The organism is Wolbachia endosymbiont (group B) of Erebia ligea (assembly GCF_947179575.1).
Lineage (GTDB): Bacteria > Pseudomonadota > Alphaproteobacteria > Rickettsiales > Anaplasmataceae > Wolbachia > Wolbachia pipientis_C.
On record NZ_CAMXBW010000002.1, the window covers coordinates 155,504 to 174,319 of the forward strand.

13 protein-coding genes, 4 pseudogenes and 1 riboswitch are annotated in these 18,816 nt (G+C 34.1%); of the genes and pseudogenes, 7 read left to right on the forward strand and 10 right to left on the reverse strand.

The window, feature by feature from the left end; genetic code table 11:
• Positions 1–110: 110 nt before the first annotated feature.
• The gene (locus tag OM962_RS01140) at positions 111–707 is read right to left on the reverse strand and encodes a hypothetical protein (RefSeq protein ID WP_264330544.1); all 597 of its coding nucleotides are present in this window, start codon (positions 705–707) and stop codon (positions 111–113) included.
• A gap of 116 nt (positions 708–823) precedes the next feature.
• On the opposite strand from OM962_RS01140, the pseudogene OM962_RS01145 reads away from it, so the two are divergent.
• Positions 824–1,621 (forward strand): annotated as a pseudogene (locus OM962_RS01145) (IS66 family transposase); the annotation flags it as partial.
• 35 nt (positions 1,622–1,656) lie between these two features.
• Here OM962_RS01145 and OM962_RS01150 read toward each other — a convergent pair.
• Positions 1,657–1,881, reverse strand: a pseudogene (locus tag OM962_RS01150) (transposase); the annotation flags it as partial.
• Positions 1,882–1,953: 72 nt separating this feature from the next.
• On the opposite strand from OM962_RS01150, the gene OM962_RS01155 reads away from it, so the two are divergent.
• Positions 1,954–3,186 carry an IS256 family transposase gene (locus tag OM962_RS01155; protein ID WP_264330447.1) on the forward strand — a complete coding sequence of 411 codons (1,233 nt, stop codon included), beginning with the start codon at positions 1,954–1,956 and terminating at the stop codon, positions 3,184–3,186.
• Positions 3,187–3,221: 35 nt separating this feature from the next.
• Here the strand turns inward: OM962_RS01155 and OM962_RS01160 are convergent.
• Positions 3,222–4,235, reverse strand: a pseudogene (locus OM962_RS01160) (IS256 family transposase); the annotation flags it as partial.
• Positions 4,236–4,307: 72 nt separating this feature from the next.
• On the opposite strand from OM962_RS01160, the pseudogene OM962_RS01165 reads away from it, so the two are divergent.
• The 3 genes and pseudogenes from OM962_RS01165 to ccmA form a co-directional block, all read left to right on the forward strand.
• A pseudogene (locus tag OM962_RS01165) lies at positions 4,308–4,880 on the forward strand (IS66 family transposase); the annotation flags it as partial.
• A gap of 1,266 nt (positions 4,881–6,146) precedes the next feature.
• Positions 6,147–6,578: a hypothetical protein gene (locus OM962_RS01170; protein WP_264330545.1), complete on the forward strand. Its 432-nt coding sequence runs from the start codon at positions 6,147–6,149 to the stop codon at positions 6,576–6,578.
• 347 nt (positions 6,579–6,925) lie between these two features.
• Positions 6,926–7,549, forward strand: coding sequence for a heme ABC exporter ATP-binding protein CcmA (ccmA, locus tag OM962_RS01175; protein ID WP_264330546.1), 624 nt, complete (start codon positions 6,926–6,928; stop codon positions 7,547–7,549).
• A 15-nt stretch (positions 7,550–7,564) separates the two neighbouring features.
• Here ccmA and argS read toward each other — a convergent pair whose 3' ends face one another.
• From argS to ubiE, 5 genes are all read right to left on the reverse strand, one after another.
• On the reverse strand, positions 7,565–9,265 hold the full coding sequence (gene argS, locus OM962_RS01180) for an arginine--tRNA ligase (protein ID WP_264330999.1): 1,701 nt from the start codon (positions 9,263–9,265) through the stop codon (positions 7,565–7,567).
• 133 nt (positions 9,266–9,398) lie between these two features.
• On the reverse strand, positions 9,399–10,754 hold the full coding sequence (locus OM962_RS01185) for an ELKS/Rab6-interacting/CAST family protein (RefSeq protein WP_264330547.1): 1,356 nt from the start codon (positions 10,752–10,754) through the stop codon (positions 9,399–9,401).
• Between the two features lie 132 nt (positions 10,755–10,886).
• Positions 10,887–11,333, reverse strand: coding sequence for a hypothetical protein (locus OM962_RS01190; RefSeq protein WP_264330548.1), 447 nt, complete (start codon positions 11,331–11,333; stop codon positions 10,887–10,889).
• Between the two features lie 244 nt (positions 11,334–11,577).
• The gene (locus OM962_RS01195) at positions 11,578–13,275 is read right to left on the reverse strand and encodes an ABC transporter ATP-binding protein (protein ID WP_264330549.1); all 1,698 of its coding nucleotides are present in this window, start codon (positions 13,273–13,275) and stop codon (positions 11,578–11,580) included.
• 167 nt (positions 13,276–13,442) lie between these two features.
• Complete coding sequence (gene ubiE / locus OM962_RS01200) at positions 13,443–14,141, reverse strand: bifunctional demethylmenaquinone methyltransferase/2-methoxy-6-polyprenyl-1,4-benzoquinol methylase UbiE (RefSeq protein WP_264330550.1); 699 nt, start codon at positions 14,139–14,141, stop codon at positions 13,443–13,445.
• 176 nt (positions 14,142–14,317) lie between these two features.
• Here ubiE and OM962_RS01205 point away from each other — a divergent pair, with 176 nt between their 5' ends.
• Together OM962_RS01205 and OM962_RS01210 are read left to right on the forward strand one after the other, a co-directional pair.
• On the forward strand, positions 14,318–15,442 hold the full coding sequence (locus OM962_RS01205; RefSeq protein WP_458694673.1) for a Bcr/CflA family efflux MFS transporter: 1,125 nt from the start codon (positions 14,318–14,320) through the stop codon (positions 15,440–15,442).
• Between the two features lie 138 nt (positions 15,443–15,580).
• The gene (locus OM962_RS01210) at positions 15,581–17,026 is read left to right on the forward strand and encodes an ankyrin repeat domain-containing protein (protein WP_264330551.1); all 1,446 of its coding nucleotides are present in this window, start codon (positions 15,581–15,583) and stop codon (positions 17,024–17,026) included.
• Positions 17,027–17,750: 724 nt separating this feature from the next.
• Here OM962_RS01210 and OM962_RS01215 read toward each other — a convergent pair.
• Both OM962_RS01215 and OM962_RS01220 read right to left on the reverse strand, forming a co-directional pair.
• Entirely contained in the window at positions 17,751–18,431 is a 681-nt protein-coding gene (locus tag OM962_RS01215) for a thiamine diphosphokinase (protein ID WP_319606746.1), read from the reverse strand.
• Positions 18,403–18,687 (reverse strand): SemiSWEET family sugar transporter, encoded by a 285-nt coding sequence (locus OM962_RS01220; protein ID WP_017532519.1) that lies wholly within the window; start codon positions 18,685–18,687, stop codon positions 18,403–18,405. Before OM962_RS01220 ends, OM962_RS01215 begins: the two co-directional genes overlap by 29 nt.
• Positions 18,676–18,778, reverse strand: a riboswitch (TPP riboswitch). It overlaps the preceding gene by 12 nt.
• Positions 18,779–18,816: the final 38 nt, after the last annotated feature.

Here is an 18,816-nt window from a genome sequence, read left to right on the forward strand (position 1 = left end):
TTTATCCTTGCCACACCTCTGAACGGATACATTTTTTTTGAGTAAGGTCACCAACTCTATTTTTCTACAAAAGTGTTCTCTGAACTAAAAAATCCAGAGAACATTCTCTCTTATATCAACTCATTATCAATGGGAAAAGAACTAACCTCATTATCATAAGAGTAAGGAGTTGTTCTTTGCACATTATCAAAGACAGCTTTTAATAGTACTTCCTTATCACTATCCCATGCAACTTTCTCCATAATTGCATTATAATCTTTACACTTTTGATCATTTCCACAGTCCCTGATTTTACCATTAAGCTTTAGATAAGGCTTTAATGAATTATAGTGTACTTGAGTATTATTGCCCTCTTTATCTATCATATTCCCTGCGTTATTAACAATTATCAATGGTGCAACTTGTTTCGCTTTCACAATACTTGCTCCACCGGGGTCTTTGATGAGATCAGGACATGATTCTCTAGAAAAAAAATTCTTGTTTAATTCTTTATTAGCATAATCATTGCCAGATTGGCAGAAACTCTTAACCTTCTCGTCCTGACAAGCTAACTCTTGTGGACTATCAATACATTTAAGACATTTCGTATTACCAAAGTTGGCTGCTGAACTAATAGTATCAGTAAAGGCAAATTTAAAATTTACTGCACTATAAATACCCTCTGATCCCTTTTCTATATATGGCAAAATTTTAGAATTACTATACATCTCAGGATAGAGTTCTTTTAATGTATCCGTTCAGAGGTGTGGCAAGGATAAAAAACAATTGACATAATATATTAAAGTAGTAATAACACAAAATGTTGATAGTAAAGTAAGGCTAGATGCTTCAATTGTTGATCAGTATTGTAGAGTTATGTAAAAACTTAGAGCAGAAAGTAGCAAAGATTGAAGAAAAAAATAAAATCTTAGAAATAGAGAATGCTGAACTAAGAGAGAGACTCGGCTTAAACTCAAGGAATTCATCTTTACCAAGTTCAAAAGAGCTGTACAAAATAAAAAAAGACACACCAGAAGATAAGTCAGAGGGCGGCAGGAAGATAGGTGGTCAAGTTGGACATAAGGGGAATTGCCGAGCTAAAATGGAAGCAGATGAGGTGGTGAAGGTAGAGTTACCAAATAGATGCGAGTGTGGTGAAGAAATCGCAATATCGGAAAAACCATATGTCTATCAAAAAGTTGATTTACCAGAAATTAAGCCTTACGTAGTTGAGTATCAATTAGAACATGGTCGCTGTCGTAAATGCGGAAAAAGAAGGAGTAGCAAATTACCAGAAGGAGTTACACCGGATACCTTTGGTCCTAGAGTTAAGTCAGTAGTTGCATCACTAAGTGGGTTTTATAAGAATTCAAAGCGAGAAATAGCGAATATTATGAAAGACATCTTTAACATGAGTATAAGTGTTGGTAGTGTGTCCAATAGTGAAGCAAGGGTTTCGTCAAAATGTAAAGAAGCCTATGAACAAATAGAGGAAGAAATAAAAGCAAGCGAAATTTTGCATATTGATGAAACCAGTCACTACAACAAAGGCAAATTGGGATGGTGCTGGATGTTTGCCAACAATAAAGCAAGTCTTATGAAGTTAGCAGATACAAGAGGAATGAAATTTTTAAAGAATAGTGGGGAACGTTCAAAAAAGTGTGTCAAACCGTATTTTTAATTCAACTCAATTTTTAATCTATCAGGAAAAAAGATATCAAGTTGAGATATAGTTAAAGCCCAATTAGGTAAAGCCATAGCCCATTTTTGCTCTACTTTTTTTATAGCACAATATACCTGTTTATACAAGGCATTTGTATTAGTAAATGAGCCTTTGGTTTTAGTAAATTTTCTAATCTGTCTGTGCAGTCCCTCAATAGGATTAGTGGTATAAATTAGCCTCGGGAACGTTCAAAAAAGTGTGTCAAACCGAGAAGTAAAGTAATAAATTGATATAAAAAATGGAGGTTTGATATGAGTCAAGCAAATAGAACTAATGGGTTGGTAGATTATAAAGAATTAGAAACAAATATCCTGTCATCTATACGAGAAGGAAAACCATTGACAGGAAAAGATGGAGCATTAACACCGTTTATAAAAAGGTTGCTAGAGGCAAGTCTGGAAGGTGAAATAGAAAACCACATGTCAGCTAAAAGTGAAGAAAATAACCGAAGAAATGGGAGAAACGCAAAAACTTTACGCACGAGTGGAGGCTCATTTGAGCTGCTAACACCAAGAGATAGGGAGGGAAGTTTTGAACCACAAATAGTTAGAAAAAGGCAAACAAGCCTACATCCAGAACTTGAAGCAAAGGTATTAAGTACATACGCCAGTGGCATGGGATACAGAGACATAGCTTCACACGTTGAGGAAATATATGACCACAAAATATCAGCAGCAGAGATATCCAGTATTACTGATAAACTGCTACCAATAATCAATGAATGGCGCAGCCGTCCACTGCAATCAGTATATCCAATAGTGTTCATGGATGGCATGTTTTTTAAGGTTAAGGAGGATGGACATTGTGTAAGCAAGTGTATGTATAACATATTAGGCATAGATCAAAATGGCAGAAAAGAAGTATTAGGTTTTTATTTGGCTGAAAGTGAGGGAGCTAATTTCTGGTTGGGAGTGCTAAATGACCTCAAAGAAAGAGGAGTAGAAGATATTCTAATTGCCTGCATTGATGGGCTAAAAAGCTTTTCTACAGCTATAAATAGTATATTTCCTAAAGCAGAAGTACAACTATGTATAGTGCATCAGATAAGGAATTCACTGAAATATGTATCTAGCAAAGATGTAAAAGTTTTCATGAATGATTTGAAAAAAATATATCGTGCTTCAAGTAAAGAAATTGCCGAAAATTATTTGCTTGAACTGGAGGAAAAATGGGGCGAAAAGTATCCATTAGTCATAAAATCTTGGCAGAATAATTGGGAAAATTTGTCCAGTTATTTTAAGTATTCAGGTCCTGTTAGGAGGCTAATTTATACCACTAATCCTATTGAGGGACTGCACAGACAGATTAGAAAATTTACTAAAACCAAAGGCTCATTTACTAATACAAATGCCTTGTATAAACAGGTATATTGTGCTATAAAAAAAGTAGAGCAAAAATGGGCTATGGCTTTACCTAATTGGGCTTTAACTATATCTCAACTTGATATCTTTTTTCCTGATAGATTAAAAATTGAGTTGAATTAAAAATACGGTTTGACACACTTTTTTGAACGTTCCCTTAGCCTCCTAACAGGACCTGAATACTTAAAATAACTGGACAAATTTTCCCAATTATTCTGCCAAGATTTTATGACTAATGGATACTTTTCGCCCCATTTTTCCTCCAGTTCAAGCAAATAATTTTCGGCAATTTCTTTACTTGAAGCACGATATATTTTTTTCAAATCATTCATGAAAACTTTTACATCTTTGCTAGATACATATTTCAGTGAATTCCTTATCTGATGCACTATACATAGTTGTACTTCTGCTTTAGGAAATATACTATTTATAGCTGTAGAAAAGCTTTTTAGCCCATCAATGCAGGCAATTAGAATATCTTCTACTCCTCTTTCTTTGAGGTCATTTAGCACTCCCAACCAGAAATTAGCTCCCTCACTTTCAGCCAAATAAAAACCTAATACTTCTTTTCTGCCATTTTGATCTATGCCTAATATGTTATACATACACTTGCTTACACAATGTCCATCCTCCTTAACCTTAAAAAACATGCCATCCATGAACACTATTGGATATACTGATTGCAGTGGACGGCTGCGCCATTCATTGATTATTGGTAGCAGTTTATCAGTAATACTGGATATCTCTGCTGCTGATATTTTGTGGTCATATATTTCCTCAACGTGTGAAGCTATGTCTCTGTATCCCATGCCACTGGCGTATGTACTTAATACCTTTGCTTCAAGTTCTGGATGTAGGCTTGTTTGCCTTTTTCTAACTATTTGTGGTTCAAAACTTCCCTCCCTATCTCTTGGTGTTAGCAGCTCAAATGAGCCTCCACTCGTGCGTAAAGTTTTTGCGTTTCTCCCATTTCTTCGGTTATTTTCTTCACTTTTAGCTGACATGTGGTTTTCTATTTCACCTTCCAGACTTGCCTCTAGCAACCTTTTTATAAACGGTGTTAATGCTCCATCTTTTCCTGTCAATGGTTTTCCTTCTCGTATAGATGACAGGATATTTGTTTCTAATTCTTTATAATCTACCAACCCATTAGTTCTATTTGCTTGACTCATATCAAACCTCCATTTTTTATATCAATTTATTACTTTACTTCTCGGTTTGACACACTTTTTTGAACGTTCCCGAATAGTGCATTTTGTGATTACAAAAACCTGGTAATTACTGACAGATATGCAGTTTACAACCACTTCAGTGATGAAAAACGACAAATTTGTTGGGCTCACTTATTGAGAAATTTCGAGAGGTTATCTCATAGTTGGAATAGTGAAGTAATGAGACTTGGCCATTGTTTAAAAGACGCAGCTAATGGATTGTTTGTATTAAAAAACGCTTTGTCAGAAAATGAAATTAGTATTTCAAAGTTCACTAAGCAAGCTAAAGAATTACGAAGATACATACAGTACTGCATGATAAAAATATCTTATATACTTGAAGCAAAAGGAGCTTCACGAACGGTAAAGGGTATTATAAAATCCGAGTCAATGATGTGGACATTTTTGGATGACCCAGAGAATATTCCATTAACGAATAACCATGTTGAGCGACAGATACGGCATTATGTTGTCTATCGTAAGAATTCATATTTTGCACAGTCAGAGCGAGGGAATAGATTTCTTGAGCGGATAATTTCGTTGTATCTGACTTGGAAACAAAAGGAATTAAACCCTTTTCAAAACCTGCTAGCTGTTGTTTCTTAAACCACACCTCTGAACGGATACCTTTTAATAAATCAGATGTATTAAAACCTTGACAACCTATCTTATTATTCGATTTATACAAAGTAGCCTTAGGCCCACAAATTCCTGGCAGGCTAAGATCTGGTGTTATTTCTCGAGATGTAATTTCTCCACTTTCATTCCCTCCTTCATTGGTAACATGTTTGCCCCTATCATTTTCATTCCCTCCTTCATTGGTAACATGTTTGCCTCTATCATTTTCATTCCCTACCTTAATACTAGGTTTATCTGTACCGATTCTTTTCTCATTTTTACATTCTTCAGCTGCTTTTTTATACCACTCAGTCTCTGCTTTTGCCATGTTAATTTTACACTTTAAAAGTTCTTCTTTTACTCCTTCAATCTTACTCTGCATCACTTCTTCTTTCTCCTGTTCAATTTTGTACCTCAAAACTTCCTCTTTTGCTGCCTCAGCTTCATTCTTAGTTTGTTCTACCTTCTCTCTTTCTTCTTGAACCTGTAATTTTAACTTATCAACTTCTGCTTTTGCTTCATTCTTAGTTTGTTCTACCTTCTCTCTTTCTTCTTGAACCTGTGACTTTAATTCACTAGTTTCTGCTTCTAATCGTGTAATTTCTCTTTGTGATTCCACAGCATCTTTTTTACACTGTATTAACTTATCTTTTGCCTTCTTAATTTCATCTCTACAGTCACGAAGTAAATCTTCTTCTGATTTATCATCCTCTTCTCCCGCAACCTGATCTCCTAGATTTTCGACTTGCTCACCCTCTTCACCATAAAAAAGTTTGTTGGCATATAAATTACTATTATTAACTTGATCGCTATAGATATTGTTTGACATTGTGACCTCCTATACAGTCAAAACTGGAATTAAATTAGAGTATAAAAGCTGAGAATTCAACATGGGTAAAAGAAACCACAGTTCAGGAAATCTCAGGTTAACTCAGAAATTATTATAAGCCAAAATGATTAAAAATTTTATAACTTATATTTTAGATCTAGCATGATAACCAACAATTATTCAATTTCCACCTTACTCACCAGCTTGACACAGTCCATCTTTATTCATTAGAGAGCCGTGATTCCTTCTCCAATGATTAATCACTTGTCAGTTTTGAGTGTAGTAGTTGATAGCCTGTACGTAAATACGTTGCTTTTGTTCTTTAGAAATTTTTAGTCTACTATCTTTATCCAGAAAAAAATTGTAAAATTTCTATAGTTATGGTATAATTGTAAATACCGCTTGCCAATAAGCTGAGTATAAAAATGCCGTTCGGACAAATCATTACATATAGTACAATATTACTTGCTGTAATTGCAGTATTTCTCTTTTTGAGAAAAATATACAAAAATCATATTAGAAAAATTATATTTCCTCTAAAAGTTCTCAAAGAAGAGTGGGAAGAAAATAGAAGATTTAATGAATTGTATCAAAAAAATAAGCAAAAAGAGTTGATGAAACAACAGGAAATGCTAAGGGAGAAACAAAAGAATATGCAAGTTTACAAAGAAGATCTAGAAATAGTTGATATAGCAAAACCGTTAGGTAAATGGACAAAGATGGTTATGATGGGTAATAGTTTAATGAAACATTTTGCACAATTGATACACAGAGAAGGTGATAAAAAAGGATTTTGGGAGCTGTTTATAAAAGCTCAGTCTTCAACTAAGGGTAAGCATAAAGGAAAAGGCAGATGACGTATCCGTTGTATAACCTGCTTTCTGGCATTAAACTTCTTAAGTGTTATAGTCAGTCAAGTATAAGGGTGTCATCCCAGTGCTTGACACTGGGATCCAGCTCTTCATGTAATCTAGTTAAAAATATTAATTTTAACATAAAGCAACTACTTTTATGCCAACCAGCTCAGCGTGCTTACTTAAAATTCCTGGATCCCAGTGTCAAGCACTGGGATGACACCATCTGCTACCTACAAACCCAATGTTCGTACAGTTGTATGTCAAACACTGACTGTTTGTTGTGCAAGCTATCCAATGTTCATACACTGAAGTGTTTAGGCTCCAAGTTCTCTTTAAAGGTCCAATAGATGCTTGAATGTAAAAATCTATCCTGTGCTCGTAATAACAAAGTATTATTTAAAAACCTCAATTTTAAAGCTGAACCAAAATCAAAAATCTTAATCACTGGTCCAAATGGTAGCGGCAAAACCAGCTTAATCAGAAGTTTATCTGGACTTTTGCCGCCAGTGTCAGGTAATATAATGTACTGTGGAAAAGATATATATGATGACCTAAAATCCTATATACCTTCCATGGTCTATATAGGCCATAAAAATGCCTGTAAAGATAGCTCAACAGTTGGTGAAAACATACAATTCTGGGCAAGAATACGGAATACTAGAGAATTAATTATGGCAGCCGTTTGTTGCTTACAGTTGCAACCTGTACTTAATATCAAATATAGTGAACTTTCTGCAGGTTGGAAAAGAAGAGTTGCGCTTGCTCGCCTCTTAATTTCTAATGCAAACGTTTGGCTGATAGACGAACCATTTTGTAATCTCGACAGTGCAACGTGTGAATTAATATTAAATCTAATCTCAATACGCTCTGAGCAAAACGGTATAGTAATTATTACAGGACATAGCTCTACAGAACAACTGTGTGACTTCAAGACAATCGATATACGTGATTTTAACAGACCTCTTGTATAATTTTTGGCCTTAAAATTAACTCATCTCTTTCAAAGGCTCTATATTAAAAATAGAAAGCCCAGAAGCGATTACGTGCGCTAAGGCTTGGACGAGAAACATTCTTGCAGCGGTGAGGTTCAAGTTATCTTCTAGTATGAACCGCATGTTTAAATCACTTTTGCCATACCCCCATAAAACGTGAAACGCTTCTGCAACTTCAAGTAAGTAGAAAGTAATTCTATGTGGCTCACAAAGCCTTGCAGATATTTCTACCACATCTGGCCACTTTGCTAAGGTTTTTATGAGGAAGAGCTCCCCATCAGTCTTTAAAAGTGAAGGATCTGCTGTTGGAAGCTCCTTTGGAACATTACGCATTAATGAGTGAGCACGAGCATGGGCATATTGCACGTAAAAAATAGGGTTGTCTCTTGATTGTTCTTTTACTTTAACAAAATCAAAGTCCAAGACCATATCATTCTTGCGTGTTAACATTATAAAACGAGTTATGTCCTTGCCAACTTCTTCCACTACATCTCTTGCTGTTAGGAAGTTTCCTGATCTTTTGGACATCTTAACAGGTTTGCCGTTCTCGAAAAAATTCACAATATTATGCAGTTTTACCTCTATTTTTGCTTGATTGTCACTGAGCGCAGAGACGACTGCTTTGAGCCTTTTGACATAACCACCGTGGTCACTACCAAGCTCTACGATCATATTGTTAAAACCACGTGATATCTTATCGAAATGATAAGCAATATCCGATGCAAAATAAGTCCAGCTATCATCCTCTTTTTTTAGTGCGCGGTCAACGTCATCACCAAACTCTGTAGAGCGAAATAATATTTCTTTTCTGGAAGTCCAATTTTCATTTTCTTTGCCTTTTGGTTTCTCCAGGTACCCTTCATACACTAAACCCTTATCAGACAATATTTTTATACTCTCTTCGATTTTACCACGTAGCTCATACTCTGAAGTAAAGACATCATGACTTACTCCAAGTAAGTTCATGTCTTCCTTTATTATCTCTAAAATGGAACTTAAAGTATACTCTCTAATTATTTGATTATCCTCCTCTTCTCTAAGCTCCTTGCCATATTTTTTGGCCAGCCCAGCCCCTATTGGTTTTAAATATTCACCTGGGTATAAACCTTTTTCGATGCTGATTTTTTCTCCCAGAGCTTCCTTATACCGCAAATATACTGACCGAATTAGCGTATCTATCTGCGCTCCAGCATCATTGATATAGTACTCCTTAGTAACATTATAGCCAACTTTCTTTAGTAAATTTGCTAAAACATCACCAAACACTGCCCCTCTTGCATGACCAATATGCAGTGGACCTGTTGGATTTGTAGATACAAATTCAACATTAATGGCCTGATTGTTCCCTATATCTAGGGTGCCAAACTCTGTTTTTAGCTCATTTATTTGTTTTAAAATTCCATGCCACACTTCTATTTTTAAGTGCATGTTGATGAAACCAGGGCCTGCTATTTCCACTTTTTCAACTTCATCAAAAAGTTCAAACTCTTTAGCTAAAACCTCTGCAATTTCAATGGGATTCTTCTTTTCATGTTTTGCAAGCACCATAGCAACATTTGTATAGATATCACCATGTGCTCTATTGCTTGGAGGCTCTACAATAAAATTTGCCGCACTTGTATTTATGACACCCCTTTGCTTCAACTCATTTAATTTGCTGGAAATTAGAGAGGAAACCTGTTTGAAAATGTTCATCAACTAGAAAAACTATGAAAACCTATAGCAGTATAGCGAATAAGTGGGGCTAGTTGAAGGTTTATCTTATCTCTACTTTTTATTTGGTGTAAGGCGACCTTTTCTGGGTTGAAAGACCCAGAAAAGTTATAGTTTATATTAAGATATTGTCGGAATCATGGTAAGAGAAAGTCTCATCTTGATTGTTACCAACACTAGGGGAATAAGACCTTTTTTCTACAGAATTATCAGGAATTTTCAACGTTACTTCCTTGTCAGAAGTCCATAGAATTTTATCTATGATTTTAGCGTATTCCTGACATTTTGCATTACTTCCACAGTCTTTCATTGTACCATCAGGATTTAAGTGAGGTTTTAATTGAGAGTAGCATATTCCAGTGTTGTTACCATCTTTGTCTATTATTTTCTTAGAATAATCAAGAATTATCAATGGTGATTTTAATTTTGCAACTATAGTTTTACCTGCACATTCTTCTAATTCCTTTCCCTTAAGGTTTAATACTAAATTAGGACACCTATCATTGAGAAAGAAATTTTTACTGTATATATAATCCGCATAAGGTGCAGTGGAAGGGCAACAAACACTCGTTTTATCACTCTGAAACTCCTTTGGACATCTTAACCCAGCATCCCCTGTTTTACCTCCTTTATTACACCACATATTGCTTGGCGCAGCCCATGTGTAGTTTATGTTGCTTCCGCACTTGGTATTTTCTTTGCTTTCAAAAGTGATAGCAAAATTGTCTGCATAATACTGTTTAGCATTTTTCGTGTAAAAATGATCCACAATCTCTTTATTGCTCATTAAGTCAGGGAGAAATTGCTTCAAAAGATCTTTTGTAACCCAACCAGGCTGACCGACCTCACCGCGTGATTTATAATATCCTGCATAACCTAAACAGTTATCCTTATCAGTAGCATGTTTTTCAGTTATCAGCATACTTTCTATGGCTCCTTTACTTCCATTATCGACAGTTTCACCTTTCCCTTTATCTTTTTCCTCATTAGAAGTCTTATTCTGATCACACTTACAATCTATCTCATCTTTTATTTTATTTTTTATTTCCTCCTTAGTCTTATCATCAATTTCATACTTAAGGTCTTTCTTCAGTTCATTCTTAATATTCTCCTTCAATTCATTCTTGGTCTTATCATCAATTTCACAAGTTTCGCACTTAAGATCTTTCTTCAGTTCATTCTTAATATTTTCCTTCAATTCATTCTTGGTCTTATCATTAATCTCACGGTTAAGATCTTTCCCTAGCTCATCATTAATCTTTTCTTTTAATTCATTTATAGCCTTATCATCAATCTCACGGTTAAGATCTTTCTCTAGTTTATCCTTAATCTTTTCTTTTAATTCATTTATAGTCTTCTCATCAATCTCACGGTTAGGATCTTCTTTTTTGAAAATTTTAAATGATAATGGTCGGGAAGTTGAATAACTTTTGCTTTGTTGATTTTGGTAAAAAGAATTATTTTTTGACATAATATTTTTCTCCTGTTAAATAAAAATTAATTAGCAAATATAGGTACTCTATCTATATGATACTTTCAAATATCTATAAAGATATATTCAGAGTTAGGTATATAACCTAAAAACGTACATCTCTCAGCACTCTTATATAAGATTAACTATTTCTGGTAATACTAATATCCCATCAAGAAGAGTTTCTTCTTGCACAGTAGAAAAACTTTTCCCAACAACTATAGAAGAGTTTATTGCTTCTACACACTCCTTGCATAAAACATTGTCTTTACAGTCAGCATTAAGCTTACCTTTTGAATCAATCATAATGACATCATCTCCTAGGCCCGCAAAATTTTCTACGCACTCTAAGTAGGTCTTACCTGTTGATTTTCCGTTAGTGATATTAAGAATTTCACCGGTTTCTAGATTGACTGTTATTGCAAGCTCTGAAAGAACTTCCTTCATATCTTTACCTTCAGTAATCTTCGCTAATTCAAGTTTTATTTTGTCTAGAACTTTTTGATAAACTTTTTCTTCATTTTCTTTATTCTGATTACCAATTTGAAGTTCTAGATACTCCTTTAGTTCCTTTTGCATTTCCTCCCTTATTTTACCTAAAGTTTCTTTATTAACCTGATCATTACATGATCAACCATAGTTAGTTACGCATACTGTATTGGAAGGAACGCCTGTAGGTAAAAAAGAATTGTAAGTCATAAAAACTCTCTCTAAAAATATTATAGAACTATTATAGGTCAAAATAATTAAAGATTTAATAACCAGATTGCCAAATTCAGCATAACAACCAACAAGTATGACTCAAATTTTCCTTCAGTTTTTACTATATCTTCGCCAATTTTGCATACAGCCCATCTTTACTCATTAGAGAATCATGAGTACCGACTTCTTCCACTTTCCCGCAATTAATCACTATAATCTTGTCAGTTTTGAGTGCGGTTGATAGTCTGTGTGTAATTATAATTGTTGTTCTGTTTTGCATTAATTTACTCAGTGCTTTTTGAACTAGGTTCTCACTTTTATAATCAAGGGCGGAAGTTGCTTCATCAAGTATTAAAACCTGAGGATTTTTTAGTATTGCTCTTGCTATTATGATGCGTTGTTTTTGTCCTTCAGAAAGCTTCAGTCCTCTTTTTCCTACAAATGTATCAAATTTATCCGGCAGTTTATCAATAAATTCCATCGCATAAGCGCTAATAGCTGCTTGCCTGACTTCCTCATATTCAGCACCCGGTTTGCCGTATAGTATATTTTCCATTATTGAGCAAGAAAATATCATGTGATCTTGTGGTACTAAGCCAAACAGCGATCTTAGGTCATTTAGCGCAATTGTCTTAATATTCTGTCCATCGATAGTAATACTGCCTTCACTTGGATCGTGAAAACGGAGCAAAAGCTTTAAAATGGTGCTCTTGCCACTGCCAGATGGTCCAACAATTGATACTGATTGGCCTGCCTCTATAGAAAATGATACGTTATTTAATGCTGGCTTATCAGCATAAAAAAATGTTACATCATTAAACGAAATTCCTTTTTGAACACTATTGATCCTTATAGGATTATCACTATCTAATATAGAGCTTTTCATATTTTTAAATTCAAATAAACGCTCTACTATTCCAAGACCTCGTTGTAAATCACTGATATTATCGCTCAAATTATTTATAGCTCCTGCCGCAAGCGCTGAATAAAACACAAATGAGGAGAGTTCTCCAATGGTCATATTATTACTTAAGACTTCTTTTATTCCAAAAAAAAGCAAAATAACTAGCGAACCTATCACACACGTGATAACTAGAGTTACTAAAATAGCACGCAAGAGTACTAATTTTACGTATGATTTTGATACTGAGTTTAGATGTTTCTGAAAACGAATTTTTTCATTTTCTTCTAGTACAAATGATTTAATGGTTACTATAGATCTAAAATTTTCCTCACTAAATGATGCAAGCTCACTTAATTTATCCTGAGCAAAGCGTGCATAATTGCGAACTTTTTTTCCAAGTGAAGTCATGATAATGAGCAGTATGGGTATTATTGCAGCTGCATATGCGGTTAAATGTAGATTTGTGTATAACAGCATTGCAACACTACCAGTTAGTACCACTGCATTCCTCAATATTGTCAATAAGCTGCTGTTTATTATCGATTGCAATGCAGAGGTATCAGTAATGAGTGCTGAGATAACATCTTGCACACCTGTATTCTCAAAGAAACTTGGTTGTAAATCAGTAATACTGCTATATAAGTCATATCTGATTCTTGCGACAACTTTTTCGCTGCCAATGCCAATGAAATATAACCGAATAAATGCAGTGAAAGAAATGCCTAAAACTATCAGTATTGCAACTACGAGCTTGGTAGTAAAGTTATGCTCTGCGCCAGAATCAATTATGTTGCTTAAGCCCCTACCAAAAAGAAGAATCGTTAAAGCTGAAAATAGAACTGCAATAAAAGCTACGGTAAAATAATGTAGACTAGGTTTTATATAGTAAAATAGCTGCTTAATGTTAGATCGCATTTTATTTTAAAGTTAAGTATTTAGCTTCAGGAAAAAGTTACAATATTAGTTTACAGTGTACTTCGTTAGAGCAATACGTTCAAGAAACTTTAGCTTGATTTCTACTCAAGGAAAAACGCTGCGAAATTACAGAAAGTTAGCAAAAAAACTACTGAATAGACCAGAGTTTATTTTGTTCCAATGTGTAACGCCACTATTCCATAGCTCATATTATAGAACTCAACATTCTTAAAGCCTACCTCTTCAATTTCCATTTTAAAATTAGTTTGAGTTGGAAATTCTCTTATGCTTCTTACTAGGTATTCATAAGAACCCTTATCTTTAGCAACTATGCTACCAATTTTAGGAATTACTTTAAATGAGTATAAGTCATAAAATTTGGTGAATATCTCATTTTGATAATGCATAGGAGCAAATTCCAAGCAGACAAATTGTCCATTTGGCTTTAGTACCCTATATGCTTCACTTAAAGCCCTCTTACGGTCGGAAAAGTTTCGAATACCAAAAGCTACTGTATAATAATCAAATTCGGAATCTTCAAATGGTAAACTCTCTGCATTTGCACATACCCAATTGAAATTTAGCTGATTTGAATTTATAGCTTTATCACGCCCTTTGTCCAGCATGTTTTGATTTATATCACATACTGTAACTTGAGCACTTGGCTCCCCTCTTGCTATTCTTATAGCTATATCTCCGGTTCCTCCAGCAATATCCAAAACCTTGGAGTGCTTTTTAAAATTCACACTACTTACCATCTTCTCTTTCCATAGCCTGTGCATTCCAAGGCTCATTATATCATTCATGATGTCGTAGCAATTTGCTACAGAATCGAAAACCTCTTTAACTAGTTGTGATTTATCCATATTTTATATAGAGATTGCTTACATAATTATTTTAAACTTTAGCAGTTAAATTAATATACTAATGAGAAAAATATACTACAATTAAACATATTTAATCCAGTAAATCATTAGTGTCGACAGCTTTTTCACAAAATATCATCTCCCTTATTATGATATTATCTGTAGCAGTTGTTGACATGGCAACAGACTTATACTCAGTTGCATTGCCAAGTATTGCCAACTATTTTAAGGTGAAAGGTAATATAGCGCAGCTTACGATCAGTTTAAATTTAGTAGGAATTGCAATATCTGGATTAATTTATGGCCCATTGTCAGACTATTATGGCAGGCGCCTAATAATGCTGATTGGTATGACAATTTTTACTTTGGCAAGTATTGTATGTTGTATAGCTGATAATATTATACTTTTAATATTAATCCGGTTTATACAAGGAGCTGGAGCTGGTGTTGCAGGCGTTGTCGGATATGCAGCAATCAGGGATATGTACTCAGGTAGTGAATACTCAAGAGTAATCTCAAAGTTAAATATGATAGTAGCACTTTCACCTGGAATAGCTCCAGTGGTAGGCAGTTATATAATTTCACATGGTTATAGTTGGAAGTTTTTGTTTTTTATCATATCACTTGCCGCAATTATTATGCTCATTTTTATTTACTTGAAGCTACAAGAAACGCTGACCGTAAATAAAAGTAAAGCCAGTATTAATATCTTCAAGCAGTATATATTAATATTTAAGAATTATCGTTTCCTTGGGTTTTCAGCCATTCATGGATTAACTTTCATGTGGCTTTGGGCATACATTGCTAACTACCCGTTCATATTTGAATCAATGGGCGTTGAAGTACAATATTTTGGCTATCTCATATCAATCATAGTTATATTTTACATAATTGGAACTTTAATTAATAGAAGGTACGTACCAAAAATAGGAGTGAGCAAGATGTTAATAATAGGTTTGGTATTACCGATGATATCGGATGGTTTATTGGTATATTTTTATCTCACAAACAAGTTAAGTGTACTTATTCTTCAAGTTCTTTGGATTCCGAGCAATATCGGGCTTGCACTCGTAATCAGCAATAACGTAACTTCTGCTTTAGAAACAATCAAGGGTATAGGGCTTGGTAGTGCAGTCCTCTCATTCTGCAATATGATGTTTGGAGCTATTGGAATATATATAGTAGGAAAATTTTTTCACTATAGTATTTTACCAAATTTACTGTTAACAGTTGCATGTTCTATAATTGCAATTCTTATATATAGTTTACTTAAATATACTGAAAAACACAGAGAAGGCTGATTACAATAGATTTCTTATATAACCTTATGAAGGTGTAATTTCGGTATGTGGTGCTGGCATCCAGAGAACTTTATCTGCAGAGTTCATTGATTATTAGCAACTGTACCATGATAATACAATTTCTATAGAAAAGTGCAGATGAGTGGCAATTTTATTGATTATACACATTTTAACAGCTCTCTAAATCAGGGTGAGAAAGTTCGATTAGCTGAAAAGACTCACAAAGTTAGGGAAATCTTCTTAAAATATATCAGCAATGATGTTCATAATATGTCAGTTGAGGTTCTTAACACCTATGATTTTGGAAAAGAATATAATGATATATTCAAACAACCAAACAGTATTCATGTACAATTTGGAGATGTTGGAGATAAAGTATTAATTTACTCATGGCCTCGTTACAACGAGTTTGATGAAAGTAAATGGAAAAATTTTTTATCACAACTAACAAAGGATCATAATCTAAAATTTATTGGAACTGGGCCACTTGAGTTTAAATATGAAGGTTTTAATTACAGTGTGTATCCTCCAGCTTTCAACTTTTCACAAAAAGAAATATCTTCAAGACAAATCAATAAAGTTTATACCCTTTTCAAAGCGACAATTTCTGATGATTATAAAGATTATGAACCTTTAGCTTTCAGCTTTTCACAAGAAGAAGTAAATAAAATTATAGAAAATATTAAAAGATCTCATAAGTCAATAAAAAAGCAAGTCATTGACCATTACCAATCATCAGGAAAAGATTTTGTTAAAAATGATTTAGACTTCATAAAGATTGGTACCGATATAAATAATAAAACAAGATTTAGTTCTGTAATATATTTTAACAAACCCAATGGTGTTAATGAAATTAAACTAGAATTATATAAAGCGACTCCCTTACACTTATTTGCTAAGCTTGGGGACAGTTTTTCTCAGCAGCTAGAAGATGATCTAGATAAGGGGGCAGATGTTAATGCAATAGATGAAAGTGAAAAGACCCCTTTACATTATGCTGCTAAAAATGGTCATATAGACATAGTAAAAATTCTATTAGCAGTAGACGGAATCGCTATCAATGTAAAAGACAAGGATGAAAAAACTCCTTTTGATTTAGCTAAAACAGAAGAAATAAAAGCTCTATTAAAAAAAGCCGCAGAAAAAACTGATGACAGTTCAGTATCGACAGATAGTGAAGGAGATCAAGAGGAAGATGCTGGACAAGAAGGTAATGTCCAACCAGTTACACAAGAGCAAGACCCAAAGGAAGAACAACAGGAGATCAGTGCAGAAGAAGAAAGTGATGTAAAAATTGAAGCTGCTGATAATGGACATTCTATTGACATAACACTTACACAAAATGGTGTTAGTCCACAAAGTGAATCATCAACAAATGAAGAACAGCCAAGCTCTTTTTTTAGTAGTTTGTTTGGTATACTGATTAAACCTTTTTCTTTAATAGGATCATTTTTGGGTGGATTTTTTTCATGGTTGTTTGGATCTGATGAACCATCAACTGAATCTGATCAAATAATTGCACCAAGTAACTCAGGAGGAGAGGAGCTAACAAACTATCAAGAGGGTGATAATAATATTATATAATAGATTTCTTGCATAACTGGAATGCAAAAGTTGATGTCATGAAACCAATTAAATTTACGGAGTATAATGGATTCCAGACTGGAATGACGCTCTTTTGGTTCACAACCTTTGGTGTATTACGAAACGATTCCCATTCAAGACAATGTCATCCCAGTGCTTGACACTGGGATCCAGAAATTTTGGGTACAAAAGTAATCCTAAGTTTTTATTGATGAAATTACGAAAGAGTGGATCCCAGTGTCAAGCACTGGGATGACAATAAGGAGCTACCTGAATGACAAGAAAAGACTACTTGAATGACAAAAAAGGGAGCATTGGCTTGCACATTCCCCTGAACAGATACCTTGATACATTAAAGTTTCTAGGTTTGAGTGGTGGAATCCGATTCAGTGTGAAAATTAGCAAACTCCTTTTTGAGCTGTAGAATAAAATTTTTTATTTTAATGAAAAAATTGCTTCCGCATACTCAAGATGCCATTATAATGATAGTAGAGATATTTAGAGAGCTCAAAATCTATCTCGGTCTGCAGACCTTTTAACCAATTTTTCAATAAAAATTCAGCCACATCTGTTGTGTGTACATTCTGAATCTTTTTTATACAGGAGGATTTTATGTCCAGAATTCCAGATATTTGACCTTTACTTTAGCTAATAACAGGCGCCTGTAGTTTTTAGAATTAGTGTTAACACGGTTTTTCTACTTTTTTTTTCTTAATGTTTTAACTCAATACACACCATCATCATTTACTGCTTCTAAATATATCATTGCTAAACACACGCCGCTGTGTATTTCTATAGATAACTCATTGCCTAAACTTCGATTAAAGCAAGAATTCTTTCCTGGAAAAGCAAGGTTACTAAGGTACAGTTCCCATTGTAATCCTTTAGTTGATATTTGAGCTTTCGGTATACCAAGTAAGGATATTTTAGTATTTTTTAGCAAAGAGGAAAAATAGCTAATACCTTTTTGTAATGCGTACCCCACCATGGGAGGCGAAGGCATATAAAAGATACTATCTGTACTTAAAAAAAAGTTAATATTTTGTAGTATATGATCAATTGCTCCTCCAGTAATACCCGTTACTATTGATGGCAATAACTTTACTGTTTTTAAGTGAGCCATTGCTTTAGAAAAGTCGCAATAATCTTGATCAGGTAGATATACTGTATTTAAATTAGCACGTAAATTCGGATTTATACTATCCAAATCTCCTATTACAAGATCAGGTTTTACGCCAATTGATAGAAGCTTATTTGCTCCTCCATCTACAGCAATAACAGGTATATCTTGTTTAAAAAACGATGAATCAGGTATTTCTCCATTTAATACTACAATAGAACGATATTCTTGCTCCACGCTACAATGTAGCATATGGTTATAAAACGCTTCGTGCAGTTTTTGCATCGTAGTAACATTTTTGAACAATTGATATTATACTGATCACTAATCCAGCAATATTACTGAGTATCACAAAAGTTAAACCCTGACAAATACCGTAAATAAGCCAAGATGATGAACAAATAAGATAATTCACCAACATTAGCATCGATACGTCACGAGTAAGTTTTGTGATATATGCTCTATATACTTGAGGCAATAACCCAATAAGAGATGTAATGAACGCGATGAAGCCAAAGCATTCTTCAATATTTATATACATACATTTTCCTACGTTTGTTTTAACAAGATCAGGTTCAAAGGGTTGTACTTTATGTACTCTCAGCTTTTTTAGAGCACCCCTAATGCGTGTAATTTATAACATCATTTAGTCTATTAATCAAGAAATTAA